The following is a 14,545-nucleotide window of genomic DNA, read 5'->3' on the forward strand; positions in this document are numbered from 1 at the left end:
CGATCATTCAGCGAGAGGGATGGCCTTGCGTCGGGCCGGGACCGTTCGGGTGCGCGCCCGGGCAGGCGGCGACGCCGTCTTGGCGGCGGCGCGCCGTCGCGGCTTCGCAGCCCGTGAGGGCGTCGTGGGCGGGTCGATGATACGTCGAGCGAGCCGCTCCACATTGGGGTCGCCCCGGCGGAGATAGGCGGTGATGTCCTCCTCGAACCAGCGGGGAGGCGTCGTCACCTTGTTGGTCAGAGGCCGCGCATGATAGCGATAAGGGATCGTGACCTCGTCTCCGCTCATGTAGTGGATCCAGGCCGCCGCCCTTTGGGCCAGGTCGGGGGCCACCTTGGCCTCGACCTCAAACCGCACCAGTTGTCGATAGTGCCTCCGACTGGTCGGCGCCACGTGACCGATGGGGTAATCCGTCGCGGCGAAATCGGCGCACAGCACTGCGGGAATATTCATCAGACCAAGCTCGACTGCCGTGGTGCCGTTGTAGAGCAGGCCCAGATCAATGAGCTCTTCCAGCTCGGCGATATCGAACCAGTCCTGCCCGGTGATGATGACATTGTCGGGCAGATCGACCTCGATCAGATCGGTCATGTACTCGGTCAGGAAGGTGGCGATCTCGTTCCGCAACTCATGCGGATGCGGCTTGATCAGGAGCAGGGTATTGGAGTCCCGTACGGACTCAATGGTGTGGTTCAGCCAGTCCTTGAGGTTCTTGTGGGCCGGGCCGCCGTCGGTCGGTGCGGCCATGTCGCAGACCACCTTGCCGAAGGCGCAGGCGACCTTGCCGCCCTGCGCTTTCCATGCGTGCACACGCTCGATGCAGGCGATCGCGTCGGCCGGCGGCTCGGCCGTCGTGCGGGTCGAACGCCTCACGCGCGTGGTGTCGCGCACCCGATCCAGCATGCCAGGGCCCCCCAGCTTGCGACTGTCGTACCAGGCGCGGAATTCGGCAGGTATGGGGAAGCTGGCCGTTCTCAGCTCCGGGTTCGCCGTGACGTTTCGCATTCCGCACTTGGTCGAGAACGACCGGGAGAAGTTGGCGAAATAGTTCTCATAGCCGTTCGACGCATGCAGGCAGAAGAACATGTCCGGATCGCCCTTCTGCTCGCAATAGAAGCGCACGACGGCGTCCGGCAGTCTGGCCTGAAGCGGCACCATCGTCCCGGCCCTCATCTTCATGCGGCCCAGTGTCTTGTCCGCATTATGCAGGACGGTGCCGTAGAGACGGGTCCACTCGACGAGGCGGCCGAGGAATTTCTGCAGGCTGGGGCACGTGAAATCGACGTTGTAGCGACGCCGATTGATCGCGCCCTCCTCCCACAGCGGCTGGGACAGATCGATGTCTCCCCAGGTGAGCTCGCCCTTGTCGATGCGCGGGGAGAATCCTCTGATGGGCTTAAAGGCCTCTGACCGGGCCGGGTCCAGGCGCAGGTCCTGCAGCATGCAGCCGATGAACTGATCGATCCGCGGGTCGCCGGTGGGCTCGGCCGGCAGCACGCCCTCCACCAGGGGGATTACAGCCCAGCCCTGCTTCTTGAGCTCCAGCAAAACCGCCATCGGATATTTCGTCAGCTGGCCCGCATTGCGGGGCGCAAGCATCACAACCCCCTCCGGCTGCTGCGGTTGGGGGACCGTCCGGAACCATTTGGCGGACTCCGTCAGGAACTCCAGCTCCGCGATCCGGCGCATCAGCCCCCAGTGCCGGAAGGGGCAGAAAGCCTTGGGCGTGCCCAGAACTGTCCCGGCGACATTGCGGAGGAGTTGCAGGGCGCGATTGAACTGCCCTTCGCGCTGGAGAATCTTGGCGTAGTGGATGGCGGCATAAGACCGCCGCATGGGCTCCGGCGCCGTCTCGAAATAGGCCTGCGCCAGATCATGGCGACGCGCCCGCGCCGCCCACGCGAAGAGGTCGCGAACCTCGTGCGGCCTTTGCGGTGCGCCGGCGGCTTCCACGATCAGGGTCGTGGCCGCGAGGTGCTGGTCGGGATCGCCGTCCATCAGCACGGCCGCGATGGTCCAGGCCACCGTCCGGGCCTCCGGGACAGCGCCGTAGCGAAGCAGGCTGGCCTCCACCAGCGCCTGGTCCGGAGCCATGTCCAGTTCCCGCGCCAATTGCAGGACCTGGATCAGAAGACGGACGGTCCTGAGGCCCCCGTCCTCACCGATCCGGTCGGGGTCCACGTCTCCCTCCCCGACCAGCATCGGTGTCCACTCCTCCCGAACCGCCAGATAGGCCTTTCGCGCCGTGGCGTAGGCCTCGTGGTAGGCGGGCATGCGACGCAGCCCCTGCCGCAGCATGTCGCGTATGGCGACCAGCTTTTCGCGGGTGTCAGGAGCGGTCTGAAACCTCCGCCGGCAAGCCGCGAGATACCGGTTCTGCCGCCGTCCCTGCAGCAGGGCTTCCTGCTCGATCGGCGCATCGACCCCCCCCTCGTCATCGCTGTCGCTTTCGCCCTCCTTTTCCGCCTTGCCGTCCGTGCCGTCCGGCGCGTCAGCGGCGTCGCCCTCGCTTCCGCCGACGGCCCAGGCCATCTTGTCGCGAGCGATCGCATCCACCACCCGCCAGACGTTGGCCAGGTGCGTCAGCATGGCCCGCCTCGCGCGCTCCTGCGCCAGCGTCCCGGTCCGACGGGCGGTCACCCCGGCCGTGGCGGTCTGGACCAGCGCCGCCGCCTCATCAATGCGATCCGCCCTGGCCAGGGCCACGGCGCGCACATAGATCATCAGGATCGTGTCCGGATGCTCCGCGAAGACGATCTCCGAAGCCTCCAGAAGCGCGGCCTGCCCGTCCTCGTGGGCCATCAGCTCCGTCAGCCGCATGGTCGCCGCGAGAGGGGCGGCCATTTGCATCTCCTCAAGTCCGGCGAGCGCGCGAAGCAGGTTCTGGATCGGTCGATCCATCCCCCTGGCCTTGGCGGCGCGAGTAGCGCGTCCCCTGAGAATTTTGGCCCTGGACTCAGCGACCTCATTGACCATGCCGAGCTTGCCGTAGGTCCGGAACAGAGCCTCGATCACATCCACATTGGCATGGCCGTGCGCTTCAAGCGGCTTGAGCAGCGAAAGCGACACACGGCCAAGACCCCGTCGGTTAAGGGGCCCCACCGCCCTGAGCGCGAGCCGGCGATACAGCGCCCATGGGGACGCCGGAGCGGGCCGACCTTTCCTTGGCGTGCGGGCCTTCATCCAAGAAGATCCCAGTTCATGGGCGTGCCCGCCTTGACCGCCCTCGACACCCGCCGGCCCAGCAGCACATCATAGTGTTTTGGCTCCAGCCCGTAGCCGGGCCGCACGCGGCGCAGGTTCTGCGGCGTCAGTTCGTCACCCGCCTCCAGATCCGTCGCGATGTACAGGGACCGGCGTCGACGCCGCGCATTGCGCTCCACCTCGGTGGGTCCATAGCGGATGACGCCCAGCGCCTGGCGCGCCCGCGTGGCCTCGGTCACCAGGGCGGCCATCTCGGCCGGCTCGGCGGAGAACGCCGAATCCACCCCGCCGTCCTCGCGGTCCAGGGTCATGTGCTTCTCGATCACCGTGGCCCCCAGCGCGCAGGCGGCGACGGGCACCCCGATGCCCATGGTGTGGTCCGACAGGCCGACCTCGCAGCCGAACAGCTGCGCCATGTGCGGGATCGTCAGCAGGTTCGAATGCTCCGGCGGCGCCGGATAGTTGCTGGTGCACTTCAGCACCACCACGTGGGGCGCCCCGCCCTCGCGTGCGGTCTCCACCGCCTCGGCGATCTCGGCGATGGTGGCCATTCCGGTGGAGATGATCATCGGCTTCTTCGTCGCCGCCACCCGCCGGATCAGCGGCAGGTCGATGCACTCGAACGAGGCGATCTTATAGCAGGGCGCGCCCAGGCTCTCGAGCAGGTCCACAGCCGTCTCGTCGAAAGGCGACGAGAAGCACAGGATGCCCTTCTCCTTCGCCCGCGCCATGATCGGGGCGTGCCAGTCCCAGGGCGTGTGCGCCTCGCGGTACAGGTCGTACAAATTGCGCCCCTTCCACAGGGACTTGGGATCATTGATGACGAACTCGCCCTCGGCGATGTCCAGCGTCATGGTGTCGGCGGTGTAGGTCTGCAGCTTGACCGCATCGGCCCCGGCCCGGGCGGCGGCGTCCACGATGGCCAGGGCGTGGTCCAGCGAGCCGTTGTGGTTGCCCGACATCTCGGCGATCACGAAGGGCGAGCCGTCGTCCGCGGCGTTGGGGTTCAGCAGCTGTTTCAGACGGCTCATCAGGCATTCCCGTTCGGGCGCGTCTCAGCCGCGCGCCACGTCTCGCAAAAATCACTCAGGGCGCGCGCCAGGGGCCACCGGGGCTCCCACCCCAGGCCAGGACGCGCGGCCTCGATACTCATATGCGGCGCCGGGACTGGCCCGTCCTGGGGATCCTCGATCCTCAGATTGCCGTCATTGCCGAACGCGAGGTTCACGGCCTCCGCCATCTCCAGCAGGGTGAAGACGCGACCGGCCCCGACGTTGAAGACCCCGCCCGGCGCATCAGGCGCCAGCGCGGCGACGAACGCCCGGACCACATCTCTCACGTATATTTGATCAATCCCGATCCGTCCATTTCCCCGGATTATCAGGGGCTGACCACGCCATGCGGCGTCGGCGAACCTCATCAGCACCGCCGAAATCCGTTCGCCATAGCCATACGACGCCGCCAGCCGCAGAGAGGTGGTACGGACGCCCGTCTTGCCGCCCCACAGGGTCAGCAGGTGTTCCGATGTCAACTTCGAGAGCCCGTACGGGTTTAGCGGAACCGGCGTCTGCGCCTCGGTGTAGGGAACCGCATTGGCGCCGGAATAGACCGCGATGCTCGAGGCCTGCACAAAGCTCGCCGCGCCCGCGTCCCGCGCGGCGAAGAACAGGGTCTCAAGCAGATCGAGGTTCGTTTCCGCGAAGGGCCGGAAGCTGAGGGGATCGTCCTCACGTTGACTGCGCCGACCGGCCAGATGCACGACCGCCTCCGCACCCTTCAGCGCCTCGGCCAGGTCCCCGGCGCCGTAATCCGTCGCCCGCACGTCAACCCCGTCGCCCTGCAGCGGACGAAGGCCGTCGGCGTCACGGCCCAGGGCCACGACCTCGTGGCCCTCGCCGACCAGCGCCGGCAACAGGTACCGGCCGATGAAGCCCGACGCGCCGGTGACGGCGACCCTCATGCGTCCTGCCTCATGTCAGTTTGTTCGCCTGCGCACATAGTATCCCACCACCTCCATGCGGCCATTGATGGGCAGAACCGTCTCGCCGTCCTCGTAGCGGTACTCGTGATAGAGCGCGTCTTCGGGGACCGGGAAATCGGCGGCCGAGAAAGCGCCGCCCGGCGGCGTCTGCTGGAACATCAACTCATAGACCCCGTCGGCCCGGCGGCCCGTGGTCCGGGCCGAGATGCTCTCGCCCGTCAGCCGCCGCACCGCCAGGTCCAGATAGTCCAGATCCCGCGCATGCTTCATGAGCCGCCAGATGTGGCACCCGTCCAGTCGCGGCGCGATCTCGATGATCTTCGGCCCTTCCGGCGTGGCCTTCATCTGGAAATAGAGCGTGCCGTCGCGCACGCCCAGCGAGGCCACCACCGCCTCCACCAGCGCGGCGCCCTGACCCACCACCGCCTGATCCACCGCCACCGGCGGGATCAGATGCCCGCTGGGCACCCCCACCAGATGCTCGCCGTGCACCAGTCGTTCCGAGCATTCGTTGACCACCACCCGACCGTCGGCGACCAGCACATTGTAGGAGATTTCTACCCCCTCCAGCCACGCCTCGACGATGGCCGTGCCCGTGGGCGACAGATCGAGGGCGCGGCGCACCGCCTCCTCGAACTCCGTCACCCCGTTGACCTTTGCCACCCCCCGCTGGCCCTGGGAGTCCGCCGGCTTGACCATGCACGGGAACGCCGCCCAGTCGACGCAGTCCTCCAGCGTCTTGACCCGTCGATAGGGCACCACCGACAGCTCGCGGGCGTTCAGGTGGGCCCGCAACGCCGCCTTGTCGTCCAGCAGCGCGACCAGATCGTGATCAAAATAGTGGGGCAGGTTCAGCCGGCTCGACGCCTCCACCACCGCCGGCACCGCCAGATCGGACGAGACCGAATAGACCAGATCAGCCCCGATCGAGCGGGCCAGCTCAGTGACCCCGTCGCGGTCATTGATGTCCACAAGGGCAAAGTCGTGCGCCAGCTTTGAACCCGCCCCGCCCGGCCGGTGGGCGCAGGCGGTGACGCGCCAGCCCTGTGCGGCCAGATAGCGGATCAGGTCCGCCTGACCGGCGTTGGCGCCCAGCACCAGGGCCGTCTTGTCGCGCATGGCGTCGTCCATCAGTTCAGCGCTCCGATCAGCCGGTCCACGAGGCGCGCGCAGCCCTGCCCGTCCACATTGGCCTGTCCCGCCCGCGACATGGTCGTCCGCCGCCCGTCGTCGGCGGCAAGGGCGGCCACATGGGCGGCGATATCGAGGGGATTCACCTCCGGCGCGCGCCCCAGATAGATCGCCGCGCCCCGGTCCTGCCAGCCCAGACCTTGCCGGATCTGGTTGTCGGCCATGGCGGTGATCAGCATGGGAACACCCGCCGCCGCCGCCTCGAAGGTGCTGGTGCCCCCGGCGATCACGGCCAGATCTGCGTTCAGATACTCACCCGCCACGTCCTCGGGATTGACCGCCAGCATCGCGCGATCCGGCGCATGGTCGGCGATCCAGCTCTGGATCGACCCGTTGCCCGGATTGCCCGCACCCGACATGACCCGCAGGGAAAGGTCGTCCGGCCCCTCCATCAACGCCTCCAGCGTGCGCACCACCATGCCCCGGTCATCGCCGCCGCCGAACGAAATCAGCAGCCGCTTCAGCGGTCGACCCGCCTTGCGCGGCGGCAGATTGCAGAAGGCAGGTCTCAGGACGGCGAACTCCGGGCCCAGCAGGAATTCCAGTGCCGGGTTTCGCGCCAACGCGCGATAATGCTCCGGGGTTTCACGGGGACCGCCGTTCGCCACGAAATCGGCCCAGAACGGCGGTGGATTGGACGCATCGAATTGCTGCAGCCATGTCAGCCCTGCCGAGCGCAGCCGCAGCTGATAGGGCTCGTCCATGCGGTAGTCGTCCATCACCGCCACCCGCGCACCAAGCCGCTCGGCCAGGGCGATGAACGCTTCTGCGTCCGCCTCACCCGTGGTCCAGGTCAGGGGCGTCCAGCTCTGGAACAGGGCGTCGTCGCCGGGCAGCCGCCAGCTCTCCTCCGGCCCCGCCATGGCGCAGGCCACGCCCCGCTCCACCAGCATGGCGGCCAGGGTGCGGCAACGGGTCAGATGCCCTGCGCCCACCGAGGGCGAAACATTGCAGCGGAACAGGATCATGCGCCGGACGGCCCGCCTTGATTCAGGGCGCGGAACACCAACTCGGCCCGGACCCAGTCCTCGGGCGTGTCGATGTCATGCACCCGCCAGCGCGGCAGGACCACGGGCGCCGAGTGTGGCGCGAACACCGGCTGGTCGGAGAGGAAGGCGTCCGCCGTGCCCCAGTAGAACTGGCCCGCGTCGTGATACGCCTCCTCCAGATCCTGCGACCGGGCGTGGCGATGCTCGGGTTGGAGCATGCCCACCCCACCCTCCGGCAGGCGCTTCAAGGCGCGCTGCACGGGATAGGCGAAGCTGGTCACCGAGAACGCATAGCGGAACCGGCCGTCCGCAAGCAGGTCCAGACCGGTCTTCAGGTCGCCCGCATTCAGAAACGGCGCTGTCGGATAGATGCAGCAGGCCTGCGCCACCGCTGTGCCGGTCACATCCTGCATGGCGCGGATCGCGTGAGCGATGACCGGCCGCGTCGGGGTGTGATCGTCGGCCAGACCGGTGGGACGGCGAAAGGGTGCGGTCGCCCCGGCCGCCTCGGCCACTGCGGCGATCTCCTCGTCGTCGGTGGAGACCACAACATGGTCGAACAGGCCGCTTTCCAGCGCCACGCCCACGGACCAGGTGATCATCGGCCGTCCGGCGAATTCGCGGATGTTCTTGCGCGGAATGCGTTTGGATCCGCCCCGGGCCGGAATGACCGCGATGCGCATCTCAGGCCCCCAAGGCGCGCACGGCGGCGATCACCTGCGCGACATCCGCATCGGTCATGGCCGGATAAAGGGGAATGCTCAGGGTGCGGTCGTAATACCGCTCCGCATGAGGAAAGTCACCCGACGCCGTGCCGCAGTGCTCGCGGTACCAGGGCTGGAGATGCACAGGGATATAGTGGACCTGCGTGCCCACGCCCGCCGCCTTCAGCCGGGCCATGACATCGGCCCGGCTCTGGCCGATGGCCTCAAAATCGATCTGCAGCACGAACAGGTGGTGGCACACCGTCTGGCTCGGCTGCACCGGCAGGTTCAGCCAGTTCAGGTCCGAAAACCCCGCGTGATAAGCCGCGATGATCTCCCGGCGGCGGTTGGCGAACCGGTCCAGCTTGGCCAGCTGGGTGGCGCCCAGCGCCGCCTGCATTTCGGTCATGCGGTAGTTGAAGCCCAGAAGCTGCTGCTCATAGAACCAGGGACCGGGGTTCTCGCCCATGCGCTCGGGCGCCCTTTCGATGCCGTGGGAGCGCAGCAGCGCCATGCGTTCGTAGAGCGCGTCGTCATTGGTTGTGATGGCCCCGCCCTCGCCCGTGGTCATGGTCTTGACCGGGTGGAAGGAGAACACCGTGGCGTCAGAGTAGCGGCAGTCGCCCACCCTCCCGCCGTCTGGATACTCGGACCCGATGGCGTGGGAGGCGTCCTCCACCAGCTTCAGCCCGCGCGCCTTCGCCAGCGCCGCGAACCGCGCCATATCGGCCGGAAGCCCGGCGAAATGCACCGGCGCGATCAGGGCGGTGTCGTCGGTCAGCGCCGCCTCCACCGCATCGGGATCGAGATTGAAGGTGGCCGGGTCGATGTCGGCGAAGCGCGGCCTGATCCCCGCATAGGCCATGGCGTTGGCCGTCGCCACGAAGGTGTTGGGGGTGGTGATGCCCTCGCGGCCTCCAAGCTCCATGGCCGCATAGACCACGTGTAGCGCCGCCGTGGCGCTGGACAGGACCAGACAGTGACGCGCGCCCACATAATCCGCCAGTTGTCGTTCGAAGGCCGGCACGCGCGGCCCCTGGGTCAGGAAATCCGAGCGCAGGGTGTCCAGAACAGCGGCTTCGTCATCCGCCTCTATCGTTTGCCGACCATAGGGAATCACGGTGCGTTCCTTCATTCCGCCGACGCGAACGCGCAAGCTCGAAGCCGTGATCGCGGGTGGCCGAACCGCTAACCTGTTGATCGATTGTCAGCAACCCCGGAACCCGCCGAGCCTGCGTCTCGCGTCACGCAAGCCTTCGGCTCCGCATCAAGGACGATGGCCCTGCTCCCTCCGCTTCTGATCCTGAGCGAAGGCGACCACCGGCGCGGGCTGGGGCACCTTGGGCGTTGCCTGGGGTACGCGGCCCACTGGCGGCGGGAAGGGCGGCCGGTCCGCTGGATCGTCGACGGGGACGAGGCCGCGCGCGTCGTGCTGCGAACCGAAGCCGTGCAGTGGCTGGCGTGGCAGAGCCAGGTCCAGGCAATCGCCGCCGAGGGCCACCTGGTGATCGTGGATTCCTACGAGGCGACGCCGCAGGCCCTGGCGCTCCTCGCCGCGTCCGCCGCCCTCGTCGTCTGCCTGGATGACCTGGAGCATGACCACTATCCGCCCGGCCTGGTGATCCACAGTTCGCCGGGCGATCTGGACCGGTCCGGCCGCGCCGCCCGCTGGCTGATCGGCCCCCGGTGGCAGCCCATGCCCCCGGCCTTCTGGCGAATCCCGGAGCGCGCGCCGTCTCCACCCCGCATAGGCCGGGCGCTGGTGCTGACCGGAGGTACGGACCTCCGCGGGCTGGGCGCCGGCGTCGCCGGCCTGATCCGCCGAACCCTGCCGGACTGCCAGGTGGATCTGGTGCTGGGCGCCGGAGCCAGGGACTCGGCGCCGCCCGACGGCGTGGTCGTGCACAGGAACCTCGCCGCTAAGGCCCTGCGGGATCTGATGCTGGCGTGTGACGTGGCGGTCAGCGCGGCGGGCCAGACCCTGTTCCAGCTTGCCCGCTGCGGCGCGCCCACCATCATGGTCGGCGTCGCCGACAATCAGGCCCGACACCTGCGCGAGTGGCCGCGCACCGACGCCATGGCGTCGGCTGGCGACTGGGACGCGCCCGGCCTGCACGACCGCATCGCGGCCCATATTGAAGCCCTGGCGTCTCCGGAGCGGCGTGAGGCCATGAGCCGATGCGGGCGCGCCGCCGTCGACGGCCAGGGCGTGGCCCGTCTGGCGCGAGCGGCGCGCGACTCTCTCGCCTGACGGGTTACATTTGCTCCCGGTTCGCCTTATTGACGCCGGCCACGGCGCCCGGGATGCTCCAGACGGTCCGCCAGTTGGAACAAAACCACCCATGCGCATCGCAGTGATCTTTGGAACCCGGCCGGAAGCCATCAAGATGGCGCCGGTCGTCCAGGCGCTGCGCGACACCCCCGGCGTGCAATGCCGCGTGTGGTCCACAGGCCAGCATCGGCAGATGCTGGACCAGGTCCTGGGCCTGTTCGATCTGGCCGTGGATGCCGACATGGCGCTGATGACCCCGGGCCAGAGCCTGAACGGCCTGTTCGCCGCCGCCGTAACCGGCGTGGACGCCATGCTGGGGGCCGAACGGCCCGATCTGGTGCTGGTGCACGGCGACACCTCCACGGCCGCCGCGGCGGCCACCGCCGCCTTCCATGCCGGTATCCCTGTGGCGCACGTGGAGGCCGGCTTGCGCAGCGGGCGCATGGACCAGCCCTGGCCCGAAGAGTTCAACCGCCGACTGGTGGACATGGTCAGCCGACTGATGTTCGCCCCCACCCCCCGCGCCCGCGACAATCTGCTTGCGGAGGGCGCGGCCCCAGAGCGGGTGCTGGTGACCGGCAATACGGTGGTGGACGCCCTGCTGCTCATGGTGGATCGCATCCGGACCCGTCCCGAAGTCAAGGATCGCCTCGACCAGACGTTTTCCTTCCTGGACCGCAGCAAGCGCCTCGTGCTGGTCACCGGTCATCGCCGGGAGAGTTTTGGCGGCGGCTTCCGGGACATCTGCGAAGCCCTCAGGCGTCTGGGTGAAGACGACACGATGGAAATCGTATACCCCCTTCACTTGAATCCGAATGTGCGTGGGCCTGTTCGTGAGCTATTGAGGGACTCGTCCCGGGTTCATCTTATCGAACCCGTCAACTACGAGAGCTTCGTCTATCTCATGGACCGGTGCGACGTCATTCTTACCGACTCCGGCGGCGTGCAGGAGGAGGCGCCGTCTCTGGCCAAGACCGTGCTGGTCATGCGAGAGGTGACCGAGCGCCCCGAGGCTGTGGAAGCGGGCGTATCATATTTGGTGGGTACCGACCCGAACCGTATCGTCTCGGGGGTGTTAGAGGCCTTGGCCCGTCCTGCGCGGGCCGGAAACGACAACCCATACGGCGACGGCCATGCCAGCCGGCGCATTGTTCAGGGACTGCTTGATGCCGCTGACCATCTACGCTGACTTCCAGGCTGAGTCCCAGGAACGCATGACCGTGGCCGTCGTCGGCCTCGGTTACATCGGCCTGCCCACCGCTGCGGTGATGGCGCGGGCCGGGCACCGGGTCATCGGCTACGACATTCAGCCAGCTGTGGTCGCCTCGGTGAACGCGGGGCGCAGCCATCTGGTCGAGCCGGGCCTTGATCTGCTTCTGGCCGCCGTCACGGCCGGCAAGGGGCTGACCGCGGTGAACGAGGCGCCCGAGGCCGACGCCTATCTGATCACCGTTCCCACGCCCACCAAGACGGGCGACTTCAATCACCCCGATCTGAGATCGGTCTTCAGCGCCGTCGAAGCCATCGCGCCCCGGCTCGTCAAGGGCTCCATGGTCGTTCTGGAATCCACTTCCCCCGTGGGCACCACCCGCCAGGTGGCCCAGCGCATCGCCGCGCTGCGCCCGGATCTGAAGGTCCCGCTCAGCAGCACCGACCGGGACGATGGCGACGTCGACGTGGCCTATTCGCCGGAACGGGTCATCCCGGGCCGCACCCTGCGCGAACTGGAAAGCAACGCCCGCGTGGTCGGGGGCATCACGCCCCGCGCCGCCCGCCGGGCCGCCGCCTTGTATCGCTCGATGACCTCGGGCGAGATCCTGCTGACCGACGACCGCTCCGCCGAATTCGTCAAGCTGGCCGAAAACGCCTTCCGCGACGTGAACATCGCCTACGCCAACGAGCTGTCGCTGGTCTGCGACGACCTTGGCCTGAACGTCTGGGAAGTCATCCAGCTGGCCAACCACCATCCCCGCGTCAGCATCCTGACCCCCGGCCCGGGCGTCGGGGGTCACTGCATCGCTGTGGATCCCTGGTTCATCGTGGCCCAGGCCCCCGAGTCGGCCCGGCTGATCCGCACCGCGCGCCTGGTCAACGACGGAAAGCCGCGCTTCGTCATCGAGAAGGTCTGCGAAGTCATGGACCTGGACCCCGGCCTGCGCCTGGGCTGTCTCGGGATGACGTTCAAGGCCGACGTGGACGACTTCCGCGAAAGTCCCTCTCTGAACATCGCCAAGGCCCTGTCGGCACTCTATCCGGGTCGCGTGGTCTGCGCCGATCCCTATGCCAGCGCCCTGCCGACCGATCACGGTCTGGCCATCGTGCCCCATGACGCCGCCTTGAAGGAGCCGGTCGTGCTGGCCCTCGTCCCGCACGCCGAGTTCAAGACCCTGCATCGCCCCGACGCCCGGGTGGTGGACGCGTGCGGCCTTTGGGCCTGATCAGATCTTTTCGCTGATCTTGATGGCGGCGCGGCAGCCCGCCTTGATCACCGCGCTGAGCACCGCATAGGCGGGCGCCTCGTGAGCCCCTTCCGCGATAGCGTGATCGTGGTGCGCCATTTCCTCGTCGCGGAACTGACGGAACTGGGCCGCCATCTCCGGGTCACGGTCGCCGACCTCGTCGGCCTGATCCGCGTAGTGCTCGCCGATCACGCTCTCCACCGCCTCGGTGCAGGCATGGGCGGCCTTCTCGCCCATCAGCGCCGTGCCGACCCCCAGCCCATAGGCGGCCAGTCGCCAGACCGGGGTCATCAGGGTGGGCCGCACCTGTTTCTCGGTCAGTAGCGCCTCGAAGCGCTTCAGGTGCACGTCTTCCTCGCCCTCCATGCGCGCCATGTCGGCGGCGATTCCTGACCGGCCCGCAGCCTCGAACACCCGCTTCTGGCCGCGATAGATCTGCACCGCCGCCATCTCGCCCGCATGATCCACCCGCAGCATCTCGGCCAGACGAGCCGCAGGGGCCCCGCGTCCGGGGCGCGGCAGGGGAATGCGTCGGGTCATCAGCGTCTCTCCGGCGTTATCCTGGGCGCCCGCGCATCCTTGGGACGTTTGGCCGCCAGCAGGCTGAACCCGGCCAACCCCGCCGAGAACAGGACGTTCCATCCTGCCATGGACAGCCCCAGGAAGCTCCATACCACCGCGTCGCACATGGCCGGGCGAGCCTCCGGCGCCGTGCCCATGGCCAGGGCGGTCAGCGCATCCAGGTCCACCATGCCGCCGCCAGCGCACAGGGCCGGCAGCGACCACCAGCCCAGCTCCCCGCCGGCATGGAACCCGGCCGTCACCGCCCCCGTGGCGAACACGGCCGCCAGCAGGAAGGCGGCGATGCGCGGCGTGCCCCGGCTGGCCCGGCTGAACACGGCCCACAGGGTGGCCGGCAGGGCGATGGCCACCGCGGCCCAGAACACCTCGCGCTGCTTCAGGCACAGGTTGCAGGGCGCCAGGCCCCCGTAACGCTCAAAGGCGTGGGCGGCGCCCAGCAAGGCCAGTGAGGCCGCAAGGGCGAAGGCGGTCCACCAGCGGGTGATCAGGCGATAGGCGCTCAGCATGGCGGTGTTCTAGCCCGGCTCCGCTTGCCCGTCGATGCGCCAGATCAGAGCAGCGCCGCCGCCGCGAAACCCGCCGCCATGAGGGCGGCGCCGATGACGGTGAACGTCAGCAGCCGCCGCTCCACCACCGCCAGCATCGCCGGGCCGAACGTCTTGACCACGAAGGCCACCATGAAGAAGCGCGCGCCCCGGGTCAGGACGGACAGCAAGATGAACAGGGGAAAGCTGAACCCGAAGATGCCCGAGGCGATCGTGACCACCTTGTAGGGCAGCGGTGTGAACCCGCCGATGGCCACGGCCCACACGCCATGTTCGTTGAACGTGGCCTCGCTGGCCGCGAAGACGTCGGCCTTTCCCATGGCGCCCAGCAACCATAGGCCCACAGGTTCGAGAAAATAGCCGATCAGATACCCGGCGACCCCGCCCAGCACCGAGCCGAAAGTGCAGATCGCCGCATAGATGTAGGCCCGATCCGGACGCGCCAGAACCATGGGCGCCAGCATCACGTCAGGGGGCACGGGAAAGAATGCGCTCTCGGCGAAAGACACGGCGGCCAGCGCCGGCACCGCCCGCCGATGACCGGCCAGGCGCAGGGTCCAGTGATACAATTTGCGCAGCATCGACTGGCCCTAGCACGGCTTGATTGAGGGCGTCTTA

13 protein-coding genes are annotated in these 14,545 nt (G+C 68.1%); 3 read left to right on the forward strand and 10 right to left on the reverse strand.

The genetic code is table 11. The features are described from left to right. Positions 1-3 precede the first annotated feature (3 nt). The 7 genes from ACK4SE_RS11975 to pseC form a co-directional block, all read right to left on the reverse strand. The gene (locus ACK4SE_RS11975; RefSeq protein ID WP_409692925.1) at positions 4-3,069 is read right to left on the reverse strand and encodes a hypothetical protein; all 3,066 of its coding nucleotides are present in this window, start codon (positions 3,067-3,069) and stop codon (positions 4-6) included. Positions 3,070-3,179: 110 nt separating this feature from the next. After that, on the reverse strand, positions 3,180-4,235 hold the full coding sequence (pseI, locus tag ACK4SE_RS11980; RefSeq protein ID WP_409692929.1) for a pseudaminic acid synthase: 1,056 nt from the start codon (positions 4,233-4,235) through the stop codon (positions 3,180-3,182). After that, positions 4,235-5,164 carry an NAD-dependent epimerase/dehydratase family protein gene (locus ACK4SE_RS11985; protein WP_409692932.1) on the reverse strand — a complete coding sequence of 310 codons (930 nt, stop codon included), beginning with the start codon at positions 5,162-5,164 and terminating at the stop codon, positions 4,235-4,237. The genes pseI and ACK4SE_RS11985 overlap by 1 nt, the downstream gene beginning before the upstream one ends. Positions 5,165-5,179: 15 nt before the next feature. Continuing rightward, positions 5,180-6,304, reverse strand: a complete 1,125-nt coding sequence (locus ACK4SE_RS11990) for an ATP-grasp domain-containing protein (RefSeq protein WP_409692934.1) — start codon at positions 6,302-6,304, stop codon at positions 5,180-5,182. Positions 6,305-6,315: 11 nt separating this feature from the next. Then, positions 6,316-7,344 carry a PseG/SpsG family protein gene (locus tag ACK4SE_RS11995; protein WP_409692937.1) on the reverse strand — a complete coding sequence of 343 codons (1,029 nt, stop codon included), beginning with the start codon at positions 7,342-7,344 and terminating at the stop codon, positions 6,316-6,318. Next, complete coding sequence (gene pseF / locus ACK4SE_RS12000) at positions 7,341-8,048, reverse strand: pseudaminic acid cytidylyltransferase (protein ID WP_409692939.1); 708 nt, start codon at positions 8,046-8,048, stop codon at positions 7,341-7,343. Before pseF ends, ACK4SE_RS11995 begins: the two co-directional genes overlap by 4 nt. Before the next feature lies 1 nt (position 8,049). Then, complete coding sequence (gene pseC / locus ACK4SE_RS12005; RefSeq protein ID WP_409692941.1) at positions 8,050-9,189, reverse strand: UDP-4-amino-4,6-dideoxy-N-acetyl-beta-L-altrosamine transaminase; 1,140 nt, start codon at positions 9,187-9,189, stop codon at positions 8,050-8,052. 156 nt (positions 9,190-9,345) lie between these two features. Here pseC and ACK4SE_RS12010 point away from each other — a divergent pair, with 156 nt between their 5' ends. The 3 genes from ACK4SE_RS12010 (at position 9,346) to wecC (ending at position 12,779) form a co-directional block, all read left to right on the forward strand. Beyond that, entirely contained in the window at positions 9,346-10,320 is a 975-nt protein-coding gene (locus tag ACK4SE_RS12010) for a hypothetical protein (protein WP_409692944.1), read from the forward strand. 91 nt (positions 10,321-10,411) lie between these two features. Further along, positions 10,412-11,530: a non-hydrolyzing UDP-N-acetylglucosamine 2-epimerase gene (gene wecB / locus ACK4SE_RS12015; protein ID WP_409692947.1), complete on the forward strand. Its 1,119-nt coding sequence runs from the start codon at positions 10,412-10,414 to the stop codon at positions 11,528-11,530. Then, a complete protein-coding gene (wecC, locus tag ACK4SE_RS12020) occupies positions 11,508-12,779 on the forward strand; it encodes a UDP-N-acetyl-D-mannosamine dehydrogenase (protein WP_409692949.1) in 1,272 nt (423 codons plus the stop codon). The genes wecB and wecC overlap by 23 nt, the downstream gene beginning before the upstream one ends. Here the strand turns inward: wecC and ACK4SE_RS12025 are convergent, their stop codons facing one another. From ACK4SE_RS12025 to ACK4SE_RS12035, 3 genes are read right to left on the reverse strand one after another with little or no spacing between them, the layout of a single operon-like run. Beyond that, entirely contained in the window at positions 12,780-13,340 is a 561-nt protein-coding gene (locus tag ACK4SE_RS12025; RefSeq protein WP_409692952.1) for a demethoxyubiquinone hydroxylase family protein, read from the reverse strand. Continuing rightward, positions 13,340-13,888 carry a disulfide bond formation protein B gene (locus tag ACK4SE_RS12030; protein ID WP_409692955.1) on the reverse strand — a complete coding sequence of 183 codons (549 nt, stop codon included), beginning with the start codon at positions 13,886-13,888 and terminating at the stop codon, positions 13,340-13,342. The genes ACK4SE_RS12025 and ACK4SE_RS12030 overlap by 1 nt, the downstream gene beginning before the upstream one ends. A gap of 44 nt (positions 13,889-13,932) precedes the next feature. After that, complete coding sequence (locus ACK4SE_RS12035) at positions 13,933-14,508, reverse strand: YqaA family protein (protein ID WP_409692958.1); 576 nt, start codon at positions 14,506-14,508, stop codon at positions 13,933-13,935. Between the last annotated feature and the right edge of the window lie 37 nt (positions 14,509-14,545).

It is taken from the genome of Brevundimonas sp., assembly GCF_046293315.1.
GTDB lineage: Bacteria > Pseudomonadota > Alphaproteobacteria > Caulobacterales > Caulobacteraceae > Brevundimonas.